Origin of the sequence: Devosia sp. LC5 (assembly GCF_000735585.1) — a bacterium.
Taxonomy (GTDB): domain Bacteria; phylum Pseudomonadota; class Alphaproteobacteria; order Rhizobiales; family Devosiaceae; genus Devosia.
Window position 1 is genome coordinate 43,332 of record NZ_JNNO01000001.1, and the last position, 19,287, is coordinate 62,618.

A 19,287-nucleotide genomic window follows, 5' to 3' on the forward strand; every position below is an offset into this window, starting at 1 on the left:
GCCCTTGGCTTTTTCAGCGATTGCCCATGCCGATGGTGAACGCCTGCTTGCGCAGGGCCGGCAACAGACGCAACGCCCATAGCCCGCCCGCCCGCAGCCCCTGAGCGGGCAACATATCGGCCAGCAGCGAGCGGAATAGCGCATCGACCATGGTGCCGGTGCGGGCCAGATCGCCAGCGCGCAGGCTGGCATAGCTTTCGCTGACCTTGTCAGCCCAATCCGGCAGTGCCCGGTCCACGCCCTGCAAGGAATCGGCCAGATCGGCCACATCGCGCAGGCCCAGATTGAGGCCCTGGGCGCCGATAGGCGGGAAGGCGTGGGCCGCTTCCCCCACCAGGACCACGCCTTGTTTGCCGGGCTTGCTGACGCCGAGCGTGCTGAGCGGGAAGATATGGGTTGGCGTGACCAATTGGATGGCGCCGAACAGCCGCTGCGATTTCCCGGCAAAGAGCTTTGCCAGCGCCTCCGGTCCACCATTGCGGGCGGCTTCCAGGGCCGACCGCTCGTCGATCCAGACCAGATTGGCCCGCTTGTCGCCGGCCGGCACCAGGGTGAAGGGACCATTGGGATAGTGAAATTCGATGGATGTGCCGCCGATGGGACGGCCAAGATCGAGATCGCAGACCAGCGCCGCCTGCTCGAACTGATGTTCGTGGATCGGAAAACCGGCGGCAGTGCGAATGAGGGATGACTTGCCATCGGCGCCGATGATCAAGGAGGCAGAAAGCGTGCTGCCATCGGCCAGCGTCAGCGTTCCGCCGGTATCGTCCGCGGCAAAGGCGGTGGCGCCCATATTGCGGATTTCGAGCCCGGCGAGGGTCGCAGCCACGCTGTGGAAACGCTCCACCAGGCGGGCATTGGCGAAGTTCCAGCCGAAGGCCGTGAGCCCGGCTTCCTGGGCATCGAATAGCGTTTCGGGCGCGCGAATGAGACGGTCAGTGGCGTCGATGATGCGGATTTGCGTCAGGGGATGGCCGATATCGACGGGATCATCGATCAGCCCAGTGGCAATCAGATAATCCACGCTGGGCATCATCAGTGCCGATGTTCGCCGATCCGGTGGTCCGGCAGGAGCCAGATGGATGGTCTTCAGCCCGGCCTTGGCCACGGCAATCGCTGCGGCGACGCCAGCGAGGCCGCCGCCAACGATAATGGCATCGGCGTCGTGCGCACTCATCGGACCGCAACCGCGCATACACTGTCTGTCGCGGTGGGGGTAGAACATTCCATGGCTATGACTCGCAAGGCTGATTGGCCGCAGACTAACATCGCGCCCGTCATGCCGACCAGCACGCCGCAATGTGCTTTCTGCCGCAGGTGGACGAAATCTGGGGATGCTGCCTTCCCCTGTGCGGGCACACCGCATAAGTTTGGTGCCATCAAAGACCCTGAACGGAGCCGGAAATGCTTGAGCTATTGGCCGATCCCAATGTGTGGATCGCCTTTGCAACCCTGACGGTCATGGAGATCGTGCTGGGCATCGACAATATCGTATTCATTTCCGTGCTCGTCTCGCGCCTGCCGCGCGAGCAGGCCGAATTCGCCCGCAAGCTAGGCATTGGCCTGGCACTGGTGTTCCGCATCATCCTGCTGCTGCTGATCAGCGTGATCGTGCAATTACAGGACCCGGTGGTGACCCTGTTCGGGCTGGCGCTATCCTGGAAGGACCTGATCCTGATCGCCGGTGGCGCATTCCTGATCTACAAGGCCACCCACGAAATGCACGCGGCTATCGAAGAACCGCATGAAATGGACCTGGCTGAAAAGGCCAAGGCAGGCCTGCAGGCGATTATCCTGCAGATCGTGGTGATCGATATGGTCTTCTCCATCGATTCCATCATCACCGCCGTCGGCATGGTGCCGCCCGATCAGGTCGCAGTGATGATCGCCGCCGTGCTGGTCGCGGTCGCGGTGATGTTTTTTGCATCCGGCCCGATTGCCAAATTCGTGGCCGACCACCCCACTACCAAGATGCTGGCCCTGGCTTTCCTGCTGTTGATTGGCGTGACGCTGGTGGCCGACGGCTTGGGCTTCCATATTCCCAAGGGTTACATCTATTCGGCCATGGCCTTCTCGGTGCTGGTCGAGGCGGTCAATATTTTCGCCAAGCAGCGCCGGGTTAACAAGAGCGGACACGCGCCCAAGCCGATCGCACCTTTTACCGGCGCCACCGGTGCCGTTGCCGCCCAGGCTGGCGCCGCTGTCGCTAAGCCACGTGCCAAGGCCACGCCGGCCGCCAGGGCGCAAGCGCGTCCGAAATCGGCGCCCCGCAAGCCCAAGGCACCCAAGCCATGAGCCAGGCAATCGTCGTCCATCAGCACGGTGGCCCCGAAGTCCTGAGCTATGAGGAGTGGCCGCTGGCCGCTCCCGGACCGGGGCTGGTTGCCGTGCGGCAGACCGCCATCGGGCTCAATTTCATCGATACCTATCAGCGATCGGGCCTCTACCCGCAAAAACTGCCCTTTGTTGCCGGCAGTGAAGGCGCGGGCGTGGTGACGGCGCTGGGCGAAGGGGTCGCCGAGTTCAAGGTGGGCGACCGCGTCGCCTACCAGGGGCAGATTGGCGCCTATGCCACCGAGCGGCTGCTGAATGCCGAACGCATCGTCGCCATTCCCGATGGCGTGGATGACCAGGTCGCCGCTGCCATCATGCTCAAGGGCCTCACCGCCTATTACCTGCTGTTTCAGACCTGGCCGCTGGCTGCGGGCGAAACTATTCTGTGGCATGCCGCGGCTGGTGGCGTGGGGCAGATCGCTACGCAATGGGCCAAGTCGCTTGGGGCCAGGGTCATCGGTACGGCGGGCAGCGCTGAAAAGGTGGCGCTGGCGCTCGAAAATGGCTGCGATGCCGTGATCAACTATTCCACCGAGGACTTTGCCGGGCGGGTCAAGGAACTGACCGGGGGCAGGGGCGTCGACGTCGTCTATGACGGGGTGGGCAAATCCACCTTCGACAAATCGCTCGATTGCCTGCGCCCGCGCGGATTGATGGTGAGCTTCGGCAATGCCTCGGGCGTGGTCTCGATTCCCGACCTCACCGTATTGTCGCGCAAGGGCTCGCTCTATGTGACCCGGCCGACCACGGCTCACTACGTCGCCGAACGCTCCGCGCTCGTTGTTGCGGCCGGTGCCCTGTTCGACGCCGTCGCCAGCGGCAAGATCAAGGTGGCGGTCAACCAGACCTTTGCGCTTAAAGACGCCGCCGAGGCACATCGTGCCCTCGAAGGGCGGCAGACCACCGGCTCGGTTGTGTTACTGCCCTAGACAGTTTTGCGATCAACCGCTAAACGCTGACCTCCAACGGGTAGGTGGCAGAGCGGTTGATTGCTCCGGTCTTGAAAACCGGCGAACGTGAAAGCGTTCCGGGGGTTCGAATCCCTCCCTACCCGCCAAACTCTGCGCAAAGGTCATACAGTGAGCCGCAAGGAATTCGATGCATCGCGAATGCGCCGCATGAAGCGGCTCGCAGGACGCTATGGCCTGACCATTCTGACGGCGGAAAAGCTCACGGCCAAGCAGGGCAAGGGCGGCCACGCCATCCGGGAAGATGAGAGCTTCAAGGTCATTTACGGCCACAGCCCGCTGCCGTTTTCGGCAACGCTGGAAGATATCGAATCTTATCTGGAGAAGCTCGAAGCGGGCGAAGAGTAAGCCCCGCTGCCGTATCTGGCAATTGCCCACCTTATGGGCACAGGCAGATTTCCATTATTCAATCCGTAAGGGGAATCGCGTCACAATCCCTCCATTGGCTACTTTGGAGGCGCGTTATTGTGTTTACTCTGATCAACGCCGACGCTGAAGACGACGACGCCGAAATCACCGATCCCCAGGAAATCGCGGAACTGTTCGCCGCCATAGCAGCTGTCGCCATCGAGGCGATCGGTGCTGGGCAGGCCCGGCAATTGTTTGATGCCGTGGTCGAACAGGACGGCAGAGATCCGAACTGACCGGACAAGCCCGGCCGGTCATATCTGGCTGGTGCCTTCGGGTACTGGCGTGAACAAACGGTCTTCCGGGGGCAAGCAGAGCCTTCGCCCCCATCGACCGGGTTGACCCATAAGGGCAGGTCCGACAGGACTAGGGCTCATGCATGAATCAGCCGAGGAGGCTGTGCCATGGCCGGCCCGGCCCCTTTACCGATGCTGCCACCGCCCACGCTGCTGCCTCTGGGCGACGCTGCCCTGCTGATCCGCTTTGCAACCTCCTTGACCGATCTGGCCAACCGGACCGCGATTGGCTGCGCGCAAGCGCTCGCCCGCGACCCCGTGCCCGGTGTGGTCGAAGTGGTGCCGAACCTGGTGTCCGTGCTCTTGCGCTACGATCCCCGGATTGTGGCGCTGAATACACTCATGGGCGAAGTGCGGCTGCGATTGTTCGGCCTTTCGTTCGATGCGGCGGCGTCGCCGGCGGCGGCGTGGACCATTCCGACCCGTTTTGGAGGTGGGGCTGGTCCTGATCTTGAAGAGGTCGCAGCGGCTTTGGGGCTAACGGCCGAAGCGTTCGTAGCTGCGCATAACGGCACCACGCTGCGCGTCCTTGCCACCGGCTTTGCGCCCGGCTTTGTCTATTGCGGCTTTCACTCCGAAGCCCTGGTATTGCCGCGCCGGAATGTCGTGCGTCGGTCCGTGCCCAGGGGCAGCGTCTTGTTCGCCGCTGGGCAAACCGCAATCACGGCAACGGAAATCCCTACGGGCTGGCACGTCATCGGGCATACCGATTTTGCCAATTTCGACATGGCGGCGCTGCCGCCCACCACGCTCGCGCCCGGCGACCAGTTGATATTCGAGGCGCTGGCATGAGCGCGGTTTTGACCATTTCCCGTGCCGCCCCGCTCAGCACCATCCAGGATGCGGGACGCTTCGGCATGCTGCGCCATGGCATCAGCGCATCGGGCGCCATGGACGCCGGCGCTTTCCGGCTGGCGGGTGCATTGGCTGGCGTGCAGAGCGATGGCGCCATCGAATTCACCGCTGCGGGGCTCGACATCGAAATGAGCAAGGGCCGCTGTGTTGCGGGTATGGCGGGCGGGGGCTTCAAGGCCGCGCATAACGGGACTTCATTGGCCTGGCCCGGCCGGGTCGAGCTGAAGGCGGGGGACAGACTATCCATCACGCCGGGCGATTGGGGCAATTACGGCTATCTGCGCTTTGACCGCAATTTCGATTTACCTGTTGTGATGGGGGGCCTCTCAACCAGCACGCGAGCGATGATCGGTGGCCTGGAGGGGCGGGCGCTGAAGGCAGGCGACGTACTGGCTTTGGCAGGCGTTGGCTCACCATTGAAGGACAGCGTCATAGAACCACGGCAGTATGACGGCCCTATTCGCGTGATTTGGGGCCTGCATGCGGACATGTTCACGCAGTCCCTGCGGCAGCGTTTTCTCCATGCCACTTTTGCCATTGCGCGACAGATGGACCGCATGGGCGTCCGCCTGAGCGATCCATCAGGAGTGTTTGCGGCGGCAAAAATCTTGTCTTTAGTGTCCGACGCCGTGGTGCCGGGCGATATCCAGATCATGGGCGATGGCACGCCCGTCGTCTTGATGCGTGACCATCAGCCGACCGGCGGCTATCCGCGCATCGCGACCATTGCCAGCGTCGATCTCGACCGCTTCGCGCAGTTGCGGCCGGGCGCCCCAGTTGCTTTCCAGTCCATCAATGTGGACCATGCCCACCTATTGTTGAGGAGCGGCCAGCCATGACCAGTATCGATCTCAATGCCGACCTGGGCGAAGGCATGGGGACCGACGAGGACCTGCTGGCCATTGTTTCCAGCGCCTCTATCGCCTGTGGTGGCCACGCGGGCGATGCGCCGACAATCCGGCACATTCTCAAAATCTGCAAGGGACGTGGGGTGCGGGCAGGGGCTCACCCCGGCTATGCCGATCCGAAACGGTTCGGGCGCTTTCGCGTGGTCATGCCACTCGATCAATTGCTGGGCCAGATTCGCTCCCAACTCTTTCTGGTGCGTTTCATCGCCGACGAGGTTGGTGTGCCGCTATCCTATGTGAAGCTGCATGGCGCGCTGGCGAACCAGACCGCCGAGGAATTGGCCTTCGCTGTCGGCATATTCTCCACCATTCAGGCGATGAATCCCAAAATGGCGGTGCTGGCGCTCGACAATAGCCAGCAGGTGCGCGCGGCCAAGGCCGTTGGCATGCCACTGATCCGCGAGGCCTATGCCGACCGGGCCTATACGGCCGAGGGACTGCTGGTGCCTCGCAACCAGGAGGGTGCCGTGCTGCACGATACTGATGCCGTGATCGAACGCTGCCTGCGGCTGGCGCAAAAGGGTGAATTGGTCGCGATTGATGGCACCGTGCTGAAATCGTCGGCGCGCTCGATATGCCTGCATGGGGACACGCCGGGCGCCATCGACCTGGCGCGCGAAGTGCGCGATGCGCTGGAGGGCGAGGGGATCGAAATCACGGCGGAGCCCCCTGAGCCGCCTACCGCCTGAAGTTTACCCTGGGCCTCTCTATGGGAGAGGTGAAGTCGGCGGAATGCCTTTTGGTCGAAAGACCCAGGGTAATTGGTAGAAGGCCTCATGGTGAGCCTGTCGAACCACGAGGTCGAGCGAATGGAGTGCGGAGTGCCACGACCTCGTCCTTCGACGGGCTCAGGATAAGGTCTACTGGAGCAACATGCTTCTCCTAGATGGCCAGGTATTCGTGGCGTAGCTCGGTATTGTCCAACACCTCCTTGGCGGTGCCCGAGAAGGCGACCTCGCCGGTATCAAGGATCACTGCGCGGTCGGCCAGCTTGAGCGCCGCGACGGCGTTCTGCTCGACAATGATCGTGGTAATGCCCAGCGGCTTGATCGAATGCAGAATGCGCTCGATTTCCTGCACGATGACCGGAGCGAGACCCTCATAGGGCTCGTCGAGCAAAAGGAGCTTGAGTTCGCGCGCCAGCGCCCGGGCGATAGCGAGCATCTGCTGCTCGCCACCCGACAGCGTCACACCCTCCTGCTTGCGCCGTTCGGCAAGCCGGGGAAAACTCTGATAGATTTGCTCCAGGCTCCAGCCATTGCCTGGGGCAACCCTGGCGAGGGTAATGTTCTCCTCGACCGTGAGACCCGCAATGATGCGCCGGTCTTCGGGGACGAGCTGAATGCCCGCTCGCGCGGCCTCAAAACTCTTCATCTGGTGGATAGGCTTGCCATCCAGCCAGATTTCGCCTTGCCGCATCTGCGGATCATCGGTACGGGCGATGGTGCGCAGAGTCGAGGTCTTTCCTGCGCCATTGCGGCCCAGCAGGGCCAGGATTTCGCCTTGCCGCACATCGAGCGACACGCCTTGCACGATATAGCTCTCGCCATAATAGGCGTGCATGTCGCGCACAGAAAAGAATGGCCGCGTGGTCTCGATACTGGCAGCCTGGCTATTGCCGAGAATTTGGGTCTCCATGGCGATTGCACTCATCAATGGGTGCCTCCGAGATAGGCTTCCTGCACCTTGGGATTGCCCCGCACCTGATCGGGCGTACCGTCGGCTATGATGCGGCCCTGCGCCAGCACGGAAATCTTGTCGGCCAGCGAAAACACCACATGCATGTCGTGTTCGATGATCACCTTGGTCATGCCGCGGCTCTTGATCTTCTTGAGCAATTCGATTGTCGTATTGGTGTCGTGGCGGCTCATGCCGGCAGTTGGTTCGTCGAGCAGCAGCAGGCGAGGATGCTGGATCAGGCACATGGCCAGCTCCATCCGCCTTTTGTCGCCACGGCTGAGGCTGCCGGCGGCCATATCGCGGCTACTGGTCATGCCGACATCTTCCAGCATGTCCTGCGCCTCGGCGCGAATGCCGGTTTCGCTATCGAGCGCGCGCAGCATGTTGAGCTTGAACGCGCCGTCGCGCTTGGCGAGTGCCGGGATCATCACATTGTGCAACACGCTGAGATCGGAAAAAATCTCCGGCGTCTGGAACACCCGGGCAATGCCGAGCTGGTTGATCTCGTATGGCTTGCGCCCGGTCAGGATCGCACCGTCGAACACCACCGTGCCGCTGGTCGGCGCCAGCTTGCCGATGATGACATTGAGCAGGGTGGATTTACCCGCCCCATTGGGGCCGATAATGGCGTGGGTCTGGCCTTCTTCCACCTGCAGGTCGATATCGGCCAGGGCGTGAAGGCCCCCAAAGCGTTTGTGAACATCGGCAACGTGCAGAACAACATTTGGCATGGTCATCGTGTCCGGTCCTATTCTGCGGGCTGCACTTGGGCTGGCGTGTGCCGTGGCGTTTTGCCGGAACGGTTGAACAGGCCAACAATGCGCCGTACGCCCTCCATGATGCCTCCGGGCAGGAAGACCACGATCAGCACGAAGACCAGGCCCAGCGTCAGGAACCAGCCTTCGCCCACGAACTTGCTGGCGATGGTGACGGCCACATGGTCGGCTCCCTCGGGCAGGAAGGCAAAGAAGCGCGTGAGGATGCTGTCATTGATGGCCGAGAAGATATTCTCGAAATATTTGATCAGCCAGGCACCGATCACCGGGCCGACAAGCGTGCCCGCGCCGCCCAGGATCGTCATCAGCACCACCTCGCCCGAGGCGGTCCACTGCATGCGCTCGGCGCCAGCCAATGGGTCGGTGATGGCCAGCAGCGCACCGGCCAGGCCCGCATACATGCCCGAAATCACGAAGGCCGCGAGCGTATAGGGCTTGGTGTTGAAGCCAGTATAGTTCATGCGCGTCTGGTTGGATTTGATGCCTTTGAGCATCATGCCAAACGGCGAACCCGTAATGCGCTGGGCAATGAAGAACGCGATGATCAGGAAGCCGGCGCAGAAGTAAAATCCGGCATAGCCCGTGAGCGGGGCCCCAAGCAGGGTGGGCGAGGGCAGACCCGCGGGCGCTGCCGAAAATGCCCGATCCAGATAGCGCGGATCGGCCAGGTCGAGTTGCAACCCGGTCTCGCCATTGGTGATGGGCGTCAGCACCGAATAGGCAAGATTATAGCTCATCTGCGCAAAGGCCAGCGTCAGGATGGAGAAATAGATGCCCGAACGGCGCAGGCTCACATAGCCGATCAGCAGGGCAAATATTCCCGAGACGACGATGGCAAAGGCCATTGCGGGAATGGCGTCCATGCTCAGTAGCTTGAACGACCAGACGGCCGCATAGGAGCCAACGCCGAAAAAGGCAGCGTGACCGAAGCTCAGATAGCCGGTGAGGCCAAACAGGATGTTGAAGCCCACAGCCAGGATCGCATAGATCGTGAATCGCTGCAGCAGGTCGGGATAGGCCGCACCGAATGGCTGCAGCCAGATCGGCATGGCCAGCACGGCGATGGTGAAGCCCAGAAACAGCAGGAGGTCGTTGCGTGACATGGCGAGCATTTCAGGCCTCCATCACGCCGCGGCGGCCGAACAGGCCACGCGGGCGAACCAGTAGAATGACCACCGCTACGAGATAGATGATGATCTGGTCGATGCCCGGAACGATGGCTTTGATCTGCGTCATCGAGGCGAAGGACTGAAGGATCCCCAGCAGGAACCCGGCGGCCACAGCGCCGGGCAGCGAGCCCATGCCACCCACCACGACCACGACAAAGCTCAGCACCAGGAAATCCATGCCGATATGGTAGTTCGGCGGCAGTAGCGGAGTGTACATCACCCCTGCCATGCCGGCGACGACCGCGGCGAGGCCGAACATGATGGTGAAGCGCCGGTCGATATTGATGCCGAGCAGCCCGACGGTTTCCCGGTCGGCCATACCAGCGCGAACCACCAGGCCGAAAGTGGTGAACTGGAGGAAAGCAAAGACGCCGCCAATGATCACCCCGGCAAAGAGGAAATACACCAGACGCCAGATCGGATAGGTGATGACATTGGCCTGCATGCCGAGCCAGGCGCCGATATCGGCCGCACCGCGCAAACCTTCAGGCATGGGCTGGGGGATCGGATTGGGGCCGAAGAACGACTTGATGATCTCCTGCGCCACGATGGCTAGGCCAAAAGTCACAAGGATTTGTTCGGCATGCGGGCGTTTGTAGAAGTGCTTGATGATGCCGCGCTCAAGCGCAATGCCGATCACCAACATGACCGGAATGGTGAGGAGGATTGAGAACGGCACCGAATAATTGACCAGCACCGCGCCGAAATCACCGAACCAGGTCTGCACCAGCGGCGCGCGCACCTCGAGTGGCGCACCCCAGGGCGACAGCTTGGTCGGATCGATGGTGACCGTTTCAAACGTGATGAGCTGACGGAACAGTACGGCGCAGAAGGCGCCCAGCATGAACAGCGCGCCATGTGCGAAATTGACGACGCCCAGCGTACCGAACACCAGCGTCAGCCCCAGCGCGATCAGGGCATAAGCGCCGCCCTTGTCCAGGCCGTTGAGGAACTGCAGAAAAATAACTTCGAACATGTTGTGCTCCGATCGAGCCTCAATCGTCCAGTAGACCGCATGGTGAGCCTGTCGAACCACGAGGGCGTGGCACGATGCCCGGTGGTACGCCCTCGTCCTTCGACAAGCTCAGGATGAGGTCTACTGGGAGAAGGCCCGCCCCGTTGCGGGGGCGGGCGCAAGCAATCAGCAGATCGGCGCGGGTTCCGCCGGGCCGAGATCGCCGCCGAAGATGGCCGGATCGTAGGCCACCGCGTCGCGCGGTATTTCCTGCACGACGTTGAGCACGTCATATTCGCTGGTTGGGCTCTCATTGCCCTGCACCACAAGCACGTTCTTGATGCATTGGTGGTCTTCGGCGCGATAGAGCGTGGGGCCATTGCCCATGCCGTCGAACTCGAATCCTTCCAGCGCCTTGATGACTTCGGGCGGATAGAAGGTGCCGGCGCGCTCGCAGGCGTCGGCGTAAAGCAGGGCCTGCACATAGGCCGTGTGGGCAGCCTGCGATGGCGGCGCACCATAGGCGGCGCCGAACGACTTGGTGAACGCTATCGTGCCCGGATCCTGCAGGTTCCAATGCCAGTTCGAGGTGCCGTAGATGCCCTTGATATTGGCGCCGGCGCCCTTGGCCATCAATTCGGAGAACAGCGGCACGACGATCTCGAAATTCTTACCATTGGTCTGGCGATCGCGCATGCCGAACTGCACGGCCTGGGTCAGTGAATTGACCATGTCGTTGCCGTAGTGGTTGAGGATCAGCACGTCGGCGCCCGAATTCAGCACAGGCGTGAGGAATTGCGAGAAGTCGCCCGCACCAAGCGGTGTGCGTACGGCCTGAACCGTCTCCCAGCCAAGCTCTTCGGTCGCCGCTTTCATCGACTCTTCCTGGGTCCAGCCCCAGGTGTAGTCGGCCGTCAGGTGATAGGCCCTGCGGTCGGCGCCATAGGCTTTGACAATGGCTGGGGCCAAGCCGATACCGGACTGGTAGGCGTTGAAGAAGTGGCGGAAGCCGTAGCGCTTCTTGTCCTTGCCGGTGGTATCGTTGGAATGGGTCAGGCCCGCCATGAAGATGACGCCCATTTCCTGGCACAGGCCCTGCACGGCTACGGCTTCGGCCGAGGACGACCCGCCCGAAACCATGATGGCGCCGTCGCGTTCGATCATGCGGGTGGCGCCGGCGCGGGCCACGTCGGCTTTGGTCTGGCTGTCCGAGGTCACGAATGCGACCTTCTTGCCCAGCACACCATTGCCCTTGAGCGCGGTGGGCGTAAGCACGCTGATCAACCCGCCATCGCCCTCGCCATTGAGATGCTGGATGGCCAATTGATAGGCCTTTTGCTCATCGGCGCCTTCTTCGGCATAGGCACCGGTCAGTGGCAGGTTGAGCCCGAATGTGACGGTGTCGCCGGTCGGATTATTGCAAAACTCCTGCGCCCAGGCGCCACGACTAAGAATTAGCGGCGCCACGCCGGTCGCGAGAATACCGGCCAGGCCGGTTTGCAGCACACGGCGACGGCTGGGACCGCGCTTGAAAACTGTCATCGATTTCCTCCTCATTGGCGCGGGGCAATTGGTGCATAGCCAATTACTCGCCGCATTAGGAGTATTTGCCTTCACTGCAAACGATGGCAATACAGCATTGTAATCGCAGCAACATCCTGTAAATTATTGCACTTATCTGGCGCAACAATAGTCAATTCATTGACAGGGTGCCGGTGGGGAGGTGTTACGAATGCGCGCGCCAATTGGCTTTCGCATCAGCAGCCGCCGGAAATCGTTGAGGATTTCGCAGGCGGCGCTGGCGCGGTTGATCGGCATTTCGCCGAGCTATCTCAACCTGATCGAAAACAACAAGCGCGACATCGGCGGGGCGCTGCTCAACCGCGTTGCGCAGCATCTGCACATCGATATCGACGAGCTGGCCGGCCGTGCAGAGCAAAAGCTGTTGCAGGACCTTGAGGAGGCCTTTGCCGATCCGATGCTTGAGTCGCTGCCCTTCCGCCCGGACGAGCGCCGCGAACTGGTGGCGCAATACCCAGCCAGCGGCGCTGCATTGGCGCGTATGCACCGCGCCTATATTAGCGCGCAACTCAGCGCCGATGCCTATGCCGATCGCCTGCGCTCGGACCCATTGTTGTCGCAGTTCCTGCACCAGATCCTCTCCGGCGTAACCGCCATCCGCTCCAGCGCCGAAATCCTGGTCGATGTGCCTGATCTGGGCGAGGCCGAGCGCCGGCAATTCCTTTCCGCCATTGGCCGCGAAACCCTGGCATTGACCGATGTGGCCCGCAATCTGATCGGCCAATTCGACATCGCCCGCCGCGATAGCCGGGATATTTCCCCGGCACGCGAGATCGACGATCTGCTGATCGAGCAGAACAATTATTTCCCCGAACTCGAGACGGCTGCAGACTCCTTGCGCAGCGAGATCGAACGAGCCGGCCCCTTTGGCATGGCCACGCTGACCCATTTGCTGGCAGAACGGTTCGGCATCACCGTGAATATCGGCGGCGCCGCGCCGGAAGGCTTTCCGGGTCAATACCGGTTCGATGGCGAGCAGCGCGTCATGTGGCTGCAAGGCTCGACCAAGCTCGCGACGCGCCAATTCCAGCTGGCCCGGCTGTTTGGCGAACTCGCGGCGCCGGACGTGATTGCCCAGCAGCTCATGAACGCGCGGCTTTCATCCCCGGTCGCGCAACGGCTCGCATCCCGCGCCTTGGGCTCTTACTTGGCCGGTGCGATGATCCTGCCCTATCGCCGGTTCCGCGACCACGCCGAAGCAGCGGCCTATGACATCGATCACCTCTGCCAGATCTACCACGCCAGCTACGAGCAGGTGGCCCAGCGGCTGGTGACATTGCGGCGGCCGGGCGAGGAGGGGGTGCCCTTCGGCTTCCTGCGATCGGACCCTGCCGGGCGGCTCACCAAGCACTTTCCGCTGCCCGGCCTGTTGCTGCCCAATAGCGGGCATGCCTGCCCGCTCTGGGCCATCTATGGTGCCTTCCGCACGCCGGAGACGCCCGTGCGGCAAGTGGTCCGCTTTTCCGACGGTTCCCGCTATCTGTTCATCGCGCGGACGGTGCAACGCCGTACGGCCTCATTCCGCGAGCAAGCGCCGACCGCCTCGATCATGCTGGCCTGCGACGTGCTGCATGCTGACCGCACCATCTATGGCTCGGGTCTCGATCTCTCCGACACATCCTCGGACGTGCCGGTAGGGCCAAGCTGCCGGCTGTGCACGCGGCGCGACTGCCCGAGCCGCCAGGAAGAGGCGCTTTCGCCCACTGGGACGAATGGAGAAATCCGCGCCCCGCTGTTGCCCGCTGGTTTTCAGCTTGGCGATTCCGCATGATTGCGCTTTAGTGTCGCGATCTGCGGAGGGGAGACTGCGGATATGAGGGGGAATTTTGGCGATCGACATACTTATTGCCGAGGACGAGCCGAGCATTCTTGAATCGCTCGATTTCATTCTTCGGCGAGCTGGCTGGACCATCAGCTCGGTCACTGACGGCGCAGCGGTGCTTGAAGGCGTACGCCGGCTGCAACCGCGTGTACTGGTGCTTGATGTGATGCTGCCCAAGCGCAGTGGCTTCGACGTACTCAAGACCATCCGCGCCAGCGCTGATACGCGGCTATTGCCAGTGCTGATCCTGACGGCCAAAGGCCAGCAGCAGGATAAGCGCATTGCCGAGGAGCTGGGGGCCAACGAATTCGTCACCAAGCCCTATGCCAATGCCGACGTTGTTGGGGCCGTGCGGCGCCTGCTGGGCGATCATGGCCGAGCGCCGTAAGCTCGAAGCCGCCATGCTGGCGCTGACGGTGTTCGGCACACTGCTGATCGTGCCGCCCTTGGCGTATATTTTCAGCCAGCCGATCAGCCATTTCGGCGTGCCGCAGGTCGTCATTTATCTCTTTGCCTGGTGGGCGTTGATCATTACCGCTACCGTACTACTGACCCATTGGATGCCGCGCGATAGCGCCGATAATGGGGAGAGCGAATAATGCTCTCGGCCGATTTCGTGATCGCCACGGCCGTCGCCTATGTGGGCCTGCTGTTCGTGCTGGCCTATTTTGGCGATCGGCGGGCGCGCGAGCGGAAGAAGTCATTCCTGCATTCCCCTGCGGTCTATACGCTCTCGATATCGGTCTATTGCACCAGCTGGACCTTCTATGGCGCGGTCGGCAATGCAGCGCGCAGCGGCCTCGAATTCCTGACCATTTATCTGGGTCCCACCATCGTCTTTGTCGGCTGGTATTTGGTGCTGCGGCGCCTCGTGCGTATCAGCCATCTCCAGCGCATCACCTCCGTCGCCGATCTGCTGTCCTCCCGTTTCGGCAAGTCGAGCCGTTTGGCCGTGCTGGTCACCTGCATCGCGGTGATCGGCATTGCCCCTTATATAGCGCTACAGCTCAAGGCGGTGACCTCATCGATCCAGGCCGTCGCCGGCGCCTCCGAGTTCGGGCAGGGGAGCCTTGCCGGCATTGATGATGTGGGCCTGGCGCTTGGTGTCGCAGCGGCCATGGCGCTGTTCACCATTCTGTTCGGCACGCGACATGTCGACGCCAAGGAGCAGCATCACGGGGTGGTGGCTGCCATCGCCTTCGAGGCGGTGGTGAAGCTGGCGGCGCTCGTGGCCGTCGGCGTGTTCGTGGTGTTCATCGGCGGCGGTTTCGAGGCGATTTTTCGCAATGCCGCGGCGCGTGGTTTCACCCTCGACGTCGAAAACACCTTCGATGACCGCTGGCTGACCACGCTGGGTCTCTCCATTGCGGCCATCGTCTGCCTGCCGCGCCAGTTCCAGGTGACGGTGGTCGAAAATTCCGACGAAGACCATCTCCGCGTCGCCGGTTGGGCCTTTCCCGCTTATATGATGCTGATGAGCATCTTCATCCTGCCCATAGCGCTTTATGGGCTGACAACGATGCCAGCCGGCGCCAATCCCGATATGTTCGCGCTGACCCTGCCCATGGCGGCCGGTCAGAGTGGGCTGGCGCTGTTCGCCTTCATTGGCGGCTTTTCGTCGGCCACCTCCATGATCATCCTGGAGTCCATCGCACTCTCGATCATGGTCTCCAACCACATCGTCATGCCCCTCGTGCTGCGGTTCACGCCCAGCGGGCGGGACGGGCAGGGGGTCAGCCACCTGCTGCTGGTGGCGCGGCGGTTTTCCATCGTACTCATCCTCTCGCTTGGGTTTTTCTATTTCTTCTTCACCCGCGATTCCAACGCGTTGGCCCCAATCGGCCTCATCTCCTTCACCGCCATTGCGCAATTTTTCCCCGCCGTTCTGGCCGCTCTGTTCTGGCGTGATGCCTCGCTCAAGGCGGCAACGGCCGCGATTGCGGCGGGCTTCGTCATCTGGGTGTGGAGCAGCTTCCTGCCCTCGTTCGAATCCGTCTCGCCACAAGTAGCCGAATTGTTACGCGATGGCCCTTGGGGCATTTCCTGGCTGCGGCCCGAGGCAATGTTCGGGTTGGACGGCCTAGACCCGCTCGCCCACGCGGCGTTCTGGAGCCTTTCGATCAACACGTTCACCCTGATTGTCGGGTCGTTGCTGACCAGCCAATCCACACTCGAACGCATCCAGGCCAATGTGTTTGTCGACGTGTTCCGCCGCGGCAATATCGCGCCACGCAATTTCATGCGCGGTGTGGCGACCGCCAACGACCTCTATTTCGTCGCCGAGCGTGTATTGGGTGAACGCCGTGCTGCGGCGCTATTCGAAACTGCGGCGCGCGAAAGCGGCGTGTCCCCCGCCATGCTCAATCCATCGCCCGAATTTATCGGGCGGCTCGAGCGCGAACTGGCCGGCTCGATTGGGGCGGCATCGGCCCATGTCATGCTGTCGAAGGTAGTTGCCGGCGCCGAGGTGTCGCTGGAAGAGGTCATGCAGATGGCCGACGAAACCCAGCAGGTCATCGAATATTCCCAGCAATTGGAGAAAACCTCGGCTGAGCTGCGTTCCACCGCCCAGCAGCTCGAAGATGCCAACGCCCAGCTCCGCGTACTCGATAGTCAGAAGGACGACTTTTTGAGCCAGGTGAGCCACGAAGTGCGCACGCCGATGACCTCGATCCGTTCGTTCTCGGAAATCCTGCTCGACCAGGGTGAACTGGACGAGCAGCAGCGGCACCGGTTCGTGTCGACGATCCACCAGGAAAGCCTGCGCTTGACCCGGCTGCTCGACGAAATCCTCGATCTGAATGCACTGGAACGCGGGGAGCGGACTTGGGAAAACGTGCCCACCGATGCCGAGGCCGCGTTGGAACGGGCGCTGTCGGTTTGCGACGCGCTCCTGCGCCAGCGCGGCATGCGCGTGGAGTTCGGCAGCCGGGCACGGGCTGGCATGGTGGATGGCGACGGCGACCGGCTATGCCAGGTGTTCATCAACATCATTTCCAACGCCGTGAAATATAACGATGCGGAAGAGCCGTTGTTACGGGTGAGTTCCTCCGTCCGCGCCGGTTTCTATGGGGTGGAAATCGCCGACAATGGCCCGGGTATTGGCAAGGCCGAGCGCAGTCTGATCTTTGAAAAATTCTCGCGCGGCCAGCACGGCTCGGCCGATCAGAGCGGGGCTGGGCTGGGGTTGGCCATCAGCCGGCAGATCGTGGCGCGCATGAATGGCTCGCTGGACCTGGTCGCCGGGCCGCTGCCCGGCGCCTGTTTCCGGGTGCGGCTGGCCGTTTTGCGCTAGAACCTAGTCGTGACCGTGATCGGGAATGTTGAGGACGTGACCGCAGGCCTTGCAATGCACGGCGTCCGGATCGTGCTTTTGCAACCCGCATTGCGGGCAGGGGAAATGCACCTTGTAGGGGCGGAAGATCGACTGGGCCAGCCGCACGAACAGCGATATGCCGATGATCATGATGATGATCGAGGCCAGTTTGCCCCATGTTCCGGGCAGGGTGATATCGCCAAATCCAGTCGTGGTGACGGTGGCCACGGTGAAATAGAGCGCGTCAACGTAGCCAGCGATGCCGGAATCCTCGTTGGCGAAGGCGGTGTAGACAAAACCGGTCACCACGAACAGGAAAACCAGCAGGTTGATCACCGCCTGCACGGTGGGCTGATAGGCATCCAGCCCGCGCTTGCGTAGTGGCCGCCAAAACGAACTGGACCGCGTCAGCGTCCATAGCCGCATGATCCGCAGAAAGCCCAGATTGACCAACCAGGTTGGCGCCAGCAGCGTCAGCAGGATGAAAATATCGATGATCACCGGAAACTGCCGCATCCAGCGCAGCACATCGGTTGAGGCCAGTGCACGGGCGATCAGGTCGGCGGCCAGCAGGGCCGCGATCGAATAGTCGATCCACAGGAACGAGGCATTGTCACGCAGCAGCGGGGTGAGAATGAAAAAGACGATGATGACCAGATCGACAATCAGCGCTGCTGCCTGGAAGCGTTGCGCGGTGGGCGATTGACCATGATAGAGCAGGCGCAGGGTTGACCGCAGCCGGGCAAAGCGGCTCTGTGGAGCCTCGTCGGTCGTCTTGCTCATGCTTCCTCAAACCACCACAAGGAGACGCTACTTGTCACGCCAAACCAGCTGGTGCACAAGTGTCTTCCCATTCGGGAACAGACAATCAGGATAAGTTCGATGACCATCTCGATGTACGGCATGACAGTGCCGTTCTTCCAGCGCATGCTGACCAATCTGCTGGCAATCATGGACAAGGCTGACGCCTATGCGGCCGAGCGCAATTTCGACACTGGCGTGCTCGTCGCCTCGCGCCTGGCCCCCGATATGCTGCCGTTCCGCAGCCAGTTGCAGATTGCCACCGACCACGCCAAGGGCTGTGTATCGCGCCTCTCCGGCCAGCCGGTTCCGTCTTGGGCCGATGATGAAATCACGTTCGACGAACTGCGCGCCCGCCTGCGCAAGACCCTCGACCTGCTCGCCACGATCAAGCCCGAAGACCTCGAAGGCTCCGACACGCGTCCGGTGACGCTCAAGCTCCGCGCCGGCGATGTCACCCTGTCCGGGGAGGATTATGTCGTGCAGCGGGCGCTGCCCAACTTCTTCTTCCACGTCACCACGGCCTACGCCATTCTCCGCCACAACGGCGTCCCCGTCGGCAAAAGCGATTATCTCGGCTGATCGCTATCAGGGAACGGTACGCGAATTCTGACCGCCCGGTGCCGTAGGGGTGCCGGGCGTGTTCGGCCTGTCATCGTCGGGCATGTCAGGCCAGCCGCCCAGGCTATTGATCGACTCGGCCCCGCTGGTGCCGAGTTCCTGGCACCGGCCAGCGCCGCTGACGCGGAAGTCGGGCAGTAATTGCCGCTGCAACCGCGAATAGCCGAACCCGGCGACCACCTGCGGCCGCCGGCTGTCCTGCATGGACAGTCGCGCAGCCCCGCTGGAATTTGCATAACCCACGGCGCAGCGTTCGGCCAATTGGGCACATTCACCCGCACCGCGGCACAGCTGCAGCGCACCCTCGTAGAGCATGGCGAGGGTCTGCTGCCTGGTAACGATCAAATCGAACGCGGTGCCGCGTACGGCGATGGCCGCGGCAGGTGTTTCGATCGAATAGGCCGATTTCGGGCTATTGCCCGAAATGAAGCGAAAACTGCCACCCAACGCATTGATCGCCAGCTTCCTGGCCGTATTTGGTCCTGAAAGCAGATAGGTCTCGATCAGTAGCGAACTGCCGGGACCAACGACCAGCCTGGTTGCATCGGCAAAAAAGATCTGCACCTGGCCAGAACCGCCGGTGACGATCAATTCCCCCACCGACACATCGCTACCGACTTCCAGAATCCGATCGTTTGAACTGACGCGGGCTACTGCGTCGGGCCTGACTCCCACCGCCGTGCCTTCGCCAGCCGCATTGGCCGCTGGAGCGACAATCAGGGCAAAGCCCAAAGCAAGGAAGGTTTGCAGTATTCGGCGGATGATCATTGCGCGATCTTTCGGACTATCCTGAGCCA

At 62.1% G+C, this 19,287-nt stretch carries 20 protein-coding genes and 1 tRNA gene; 13 read left to right on the top strand and 8 right to left on the bottom strand.

The window, feature by feature from the left end:
- Positions 1–13 precede the first annotated feature (13 nt).
- On the bottom strand, positions 14–1,177 hold the full coding sequence (locus FF80_RS00205; protein ID WP_052153008.1) for an FAD-dependent monooxygenase: 1,164 nt from the start codon (positions 1,175–1,177) through the stop codon (positions 14–16).
- Between the two features lie 227 nt (positions 1,178–1,404).
- Here FF80_RS00205 and FF80_RS00210 point away from each other — a divergent pair, with 227 nt between their 5' ends.
- The 8 genes from FF80_RS00210 to FF80_RS00240 all read left to right on the top strand — a co-directional run bounded on the left by FF80_RS00210 (position 1,405) and on the right by FF80_RS00240 (position 6,458).
- Positions 1,405–2,295: a TerC family protein gene (locus FF80_RS00210; protein WP_081917093.1), complete on the top strand. Its 891-nt coding sequence runs from the start codon at positions 1,405–1,407 to the stop codon at positions 2,293–2,295.
- Complete coding sequence (locus FF80_RS00215) at positions 2,292–3,263, top strand: quinone oxidoreductase (protein ID WP_035096651.1); 972 nt, start codon at positions 2,292–2,294, stop codon at positions 3,261–3,263. The genes FF80_RS00210 and FF80_RS00215 overlap by 4 nt, the downstream gene beginning before the upstream one ends.
- Positions 3,264–3,301: 38 nt before the next feature.
- Positions 3,302–3,391 (top strand) — tRNA-Ser (locus FF80_RS00220).
- A 61-nt stretch (positions 3,392–3,452) separates the two neighbouring features.
- Positions 3,453–3,650: a hypothetical protein gene (locus FF80_RS21215; RefSeq protein ID WP_152558210.1), complete on the top strand. Its 198-nt coding sequence runs from the start codon at positions 3,453–3,455 to the stop codon at positions 3,648–3,650.
- A 119-nt stretch (positions 3,651–3,769) separates the two neighbouring features.
- Complete coding sequence (locus FF80_RS21770; protein ID WP_160172770.1) at positions 3,770–3,946, top strand: hypothetical protein; 177 nt, start codon at positions 3,770–3,772, stop codon at positions 3,944–3,946.
- A gap of 168 nt (positions 3,947–4,114) precedes the next feature.
- A complete protein-coding gene (locus tag FF80_RS00230; RefSeq protein WP_081917097.1) occupies positions 4,115–4,798 on the top strand; it encodes a carboxyltransferase domain-containing protein in 684 nt (227 codons plus the stop codon).
- Positions 4,795–5,700, top strand: a complete 906-nt coding sequence (locus FF80_RS00235; RefSeq protein WP_052153009.1) for a biotin-dependent carboxyltransferase family protein — start codon at positions 4,795–4,797, stop codon at positions 5,698–5,700. Before FF80_RS00230 ends, FF80_RS00235 begins: the two co-directional genes overlap by 4 nt.
- Entirely contained in the window at positions 5,697–6,458 is a 762-nt protein-coding gene (locus tag FF80_RS00240; protein ID WP_035096655.1) for a 5-oxoprolinase subunit PxpA, read from the top strand. Before FF80_RS00235 ends, FF80_RS00240 begins: the two co-directional genes overlap by 4 nt.
- A gap of 193 nt (positions 6,459–6,651) precedes the next feature.
- Here the strand turns inward: FF80_RS00240 and FF80_RS00245 are convergent, their stop codons facing one another.
- From FF80_RS00245 to FF80_RS00265, 5 genes are all read right to left on the bottom strand, one after another.
- Positions 6,652–7,407: an ABC transporter ATP-binding protein gene (locus tag FF80_RS00245; RefSeq protein WP_035097002.1), complete on the bottom strand. Its 756-nt coding sequence runs from the start codon at positions 7,405–7,407 to the stop codon at positions 6,652–6,654.
- Positions 7,408–7,421: 14 nt separating this feature from the next.
- Positions 7,422–8,186 (bottom strand): ABC transporter ATP-binding protein, encoded by a 765-nt coding sequence (locus FF80_RS00250; protein WP_200877142.1) that lies wholly within the window; start codon positions 8,184–8,186, stop codon positions 7,422–7,424.
- Positions 8,187–8,197: 11 nt separating this feature from the next.
- The gene (locus tag FF80_RS00255) at positions 8,198–9,337 is read right to left on the bottom strand and encodes a branched-chain amino acid ABC transporter permease (protein ID WP_052153010.1); all 1,140 of its coding nucleotides are present in this window, start codon (positions 9,335–9,337) and stop codon (positions 8,198–8,200) included.
- Position 9,338: 1 nt separating this feature from the next.
- Complete coding sequence (locus FF80_RS00260; protein WP_035096656.1) at positions 9,339–10,370, bottom strand: branched-chain amino acid ABC transporter permease; 1,032 nt, start codon at positions 10,368–10,370, stop codon at positions 9,339–9,341.
- Between the two features lie 165 nt (positions 10,371–10,535).
- Positions 10,536–11,891: a substrate-binding protein gene (locus FF80_RS00265; protein WP_035096658.1), complete on the bottom strand. Its 1,356-nt coding sequence runs from the start codon at positions 11,889–11,891 to the stop codon at positions 10,536–10,538.
- 190 nt (positions 11,892–12,081) lie between these two features.
- On the opposite strand from FF80_RS00265, the gene FF80_RS00270 reads away from it, so the two are divergent.
- From FF80_RS00270 to FF80_RS00285, 4 genes are read left to right on the top strand one after another with little or no spacing between them, the layout of a single operon-like run.
- The gene (locus tag FF80_RS00270; protein ID WP_052153011.1) at positions 12,082–13,701 is read left to right on the top strand and encodes an XRE family transcriptional regulator; all 1,620 of its coding nucleotides are present in this window, start codon (positions 12,082–12,084) and stop codon (positions 13,699–13,701) included.
- 55 nt (positions 13,702–13,756) lie between these two features.
- The gene (locus FF80_RS00275; protein WP_035096659.1) at positions 13,757–14,140 is read left to right on the top strand and encodes a response regulator; all 384 of its coding nucleotides are present in this window, start codon (positions 13,757–13,759) and stop codon (positions 14,138–14,140) included.
- Positions 14,124–14,351 carry a hypothetical protein gene (locus FF80_RS00280; protein WP_035096660.1) on the top strand — a complete coding sequence of 76 codons (228 nt, stop codon included), beginning with the start codon at positions 14,124–14,126 and terminating at the stop codon, positions 14,349–14,351. Before FF80_RS00275 ends, FF80_RS00280 begins: the two co-directional genes overlap by 17 nt.
- Positions 14,351–17,047 carry a sensor histidine kinase gene (locus tag FF80_RS00285; RefSeq protein WP_035096661.1) on the top strand — a complete coding sequence of 899 codons (2,697 nt, stop codon included), beginning with the start codon at positions 14,351–14,353 and terminating at the stop codon, positions 17,045–17,047. Before FF80_RS00280 ends, FF80_RS00285 begins: the two co-directional genes overlap by 1 nt.
- A gap of 3 nt (positions 17,048–17,050) precedes the next feature.
- Here the strand turns inward: FF80_RS00285 and FF80_RS00290 are convergent, their stop codons facing one another.
- Entirely contained in the window at positions 17,051–17,851 is an 801-nt protein-coding gene (locus FF80_RS00290; RefSeq protein WP_035096664.1) for an ion channel, read from the bottom strand.
- A 99-nt stretch (positions 17,852–17,950) separates the two neighbouring features.
- Between FF80_RS00290 and FF80_RS00295 the strand changes: the two genes are divergently transcribed.
- A complete protein-coding gene (locus FF80_RS00295; protein ID WP_035096666.1) occupies positions 17,951–18,451 on the top strand; it encodes a DUF1993 domain-containing protein in 501 nt (166 codons plus the stop codon).
- Positions 18,452–18,457: 6 nt separating this feature from the next.
- On the opposite strand, the gene FF80_RS20745 is transcribed toward FF80_RS00295, so the two are convergent.
- Positions 18,458–19,258 (bottom strand): FecR domain-containing protein, encoded by an 801-nt coding sequence (locus FF80_RS20745; RefSeq protein WP_052153012.1) that lies wholly within the window; start codon positions 19,256–19,258, stop codon positions 18,458–18,460.
- Between the last annotated feature and the right edge of the window lie 29 nt (positions 19,259–19,287).

What these genes read in the sequence shown, in the direction of transcription:
- FF80_RS00205 (WP_052153008.1), bottom strand. Translation starts at nt 1,177, where the DNA reads ATGAGTGCGCACGACGCCGATGCCATTATCGTTGGCGGCGGCCTCGCT.
- FF80_RS00210 (WP_081917093.1), top strand. Translation starts at nt 1,405, where the DNA reads ATGCTTGAGCTATTGGCCGATCCCAATGTGTGGATCGCCTTTGCAACC.
- FF80_RS00215 (WP_035096651.1), top strand. Translation starts at nt 2,292, where the DNA reads ATGAGCCAGGCAATCGTCGTCCATCAGCACGGTGGCCCCGAAGTCCTG.
- FF80_RS21215 (WP_152558210.1), top strand. Translation starts at nt 3,453, where the DNA reads ATGAAGCGGCTCGCAGGACGCTATGGCCTGACCATTCTGACGGCGGAA.
- FF80_RS00230 (WP_081917097.1), top strand. Translation starts at nt 4,115, where the DNA reads ATGGCCGGCCCGGCCCCTTTACCGATGCTGCCACCGCCCACGCTGCTG.
- FF80_RS00235 (WP_052153009.1), top strand. Translation starts at nt 4,795, where the DNA reads ATGAGCGCGGTTTTGACCATTTCCCGTGCCGCCCCGCTCAGCACCATC.
- FF80_RS00240 (WP_035096655.1), top strand. Translation starts at nt 5,697, where the DNA reads ATGACCAGTATCGATCTCAATGCCGACCTGGGCGAAGGCATGGGGACC.
- FF80_RS00245 (WP_035097002.1), bottom strand. Translation starts at nt 7,407, where the DNA reads ATGGAGACCCAAATTCTCGGCAATAGCCAGGCTGCCAGTATCGAGACC.
- FF80_RS00250 (WP_200877142.1), bottom strand. Translation starts at nt 8,186, where the DNA reads ATGACCATGCCAAATGTTGTTCTGCACGTTGCCGATGTTCACAAACGC.
- FF80_RS00255 (WP_052153010.1), bottom strand. Translation starts at nt 9,337, where the DNA reads ATGCTCGCCATGTCACGCAACGACCTCCTGCTGTTTCTGGGCTTCACC.
- FF80_RS00260 (WP_035096656.1), bottom strand. Translation starts at nt 10,370, where the DNA reads ATGTTCGAAGTTATTTTTCTGCAGTTCCTCAACGGCCTGGACAAGGGC.
- FF80_RS00265 (WP_035096658.1), bottom strand. Translation starts at nt 11,891, where the DNA reads ATGACAGTTTTCAAGCGCGGTCCCAGCCGTCGCCGTGTGCTGCAAACC.
- FF80_RS00270 (WP_052153011.1), top strand. Translation starts at nt 12,082, where the DNA reads ATGCGCGCGCCAATTGGCTTTCGCATCAGCAGCCGCCGGAAATCGTTG.
- FF80_RS00280 (WP_035096660.1), top strand. Translation starts at nt 14,124, where the DNA reads ATGGCCGAGCGCCGTAAGCTCGAAGCCGCCATGCTGGCGCTGACGGTG.
- FF80_RS00285 (WP_035096661.1), top strand. Translation starts at nt 14,351, where the DNA reads ATGCTCTCGGCCGATTTCGTGATCGCCACGGCCGTCGCCTATGTGGGC.
- FF80_RS00290 (WP_035096664.1), bottom strand. Translation starts at nt 17,851, where the DNA reads ATGAGCAAGACGACCGACGAGGCTCCACAGAGCCGCTTTGCCCGGCTG.
- FF80_RS00295 (WP_035096666.1), top strand. Translation starts at nt 17,951, where the DNA reads ATGACCATCTCGATGTACGGCATGACAGTGCCGTTCTTCCAGCGCATG.
- FF80_RS20745 (WP_052153012.1), bottom strand. Translation starts at nt 19,258, where the DNA reads ATGATCATCCGCCGAATACTGCAAACCTTCCTTGCTTTGGGCTTTGCC.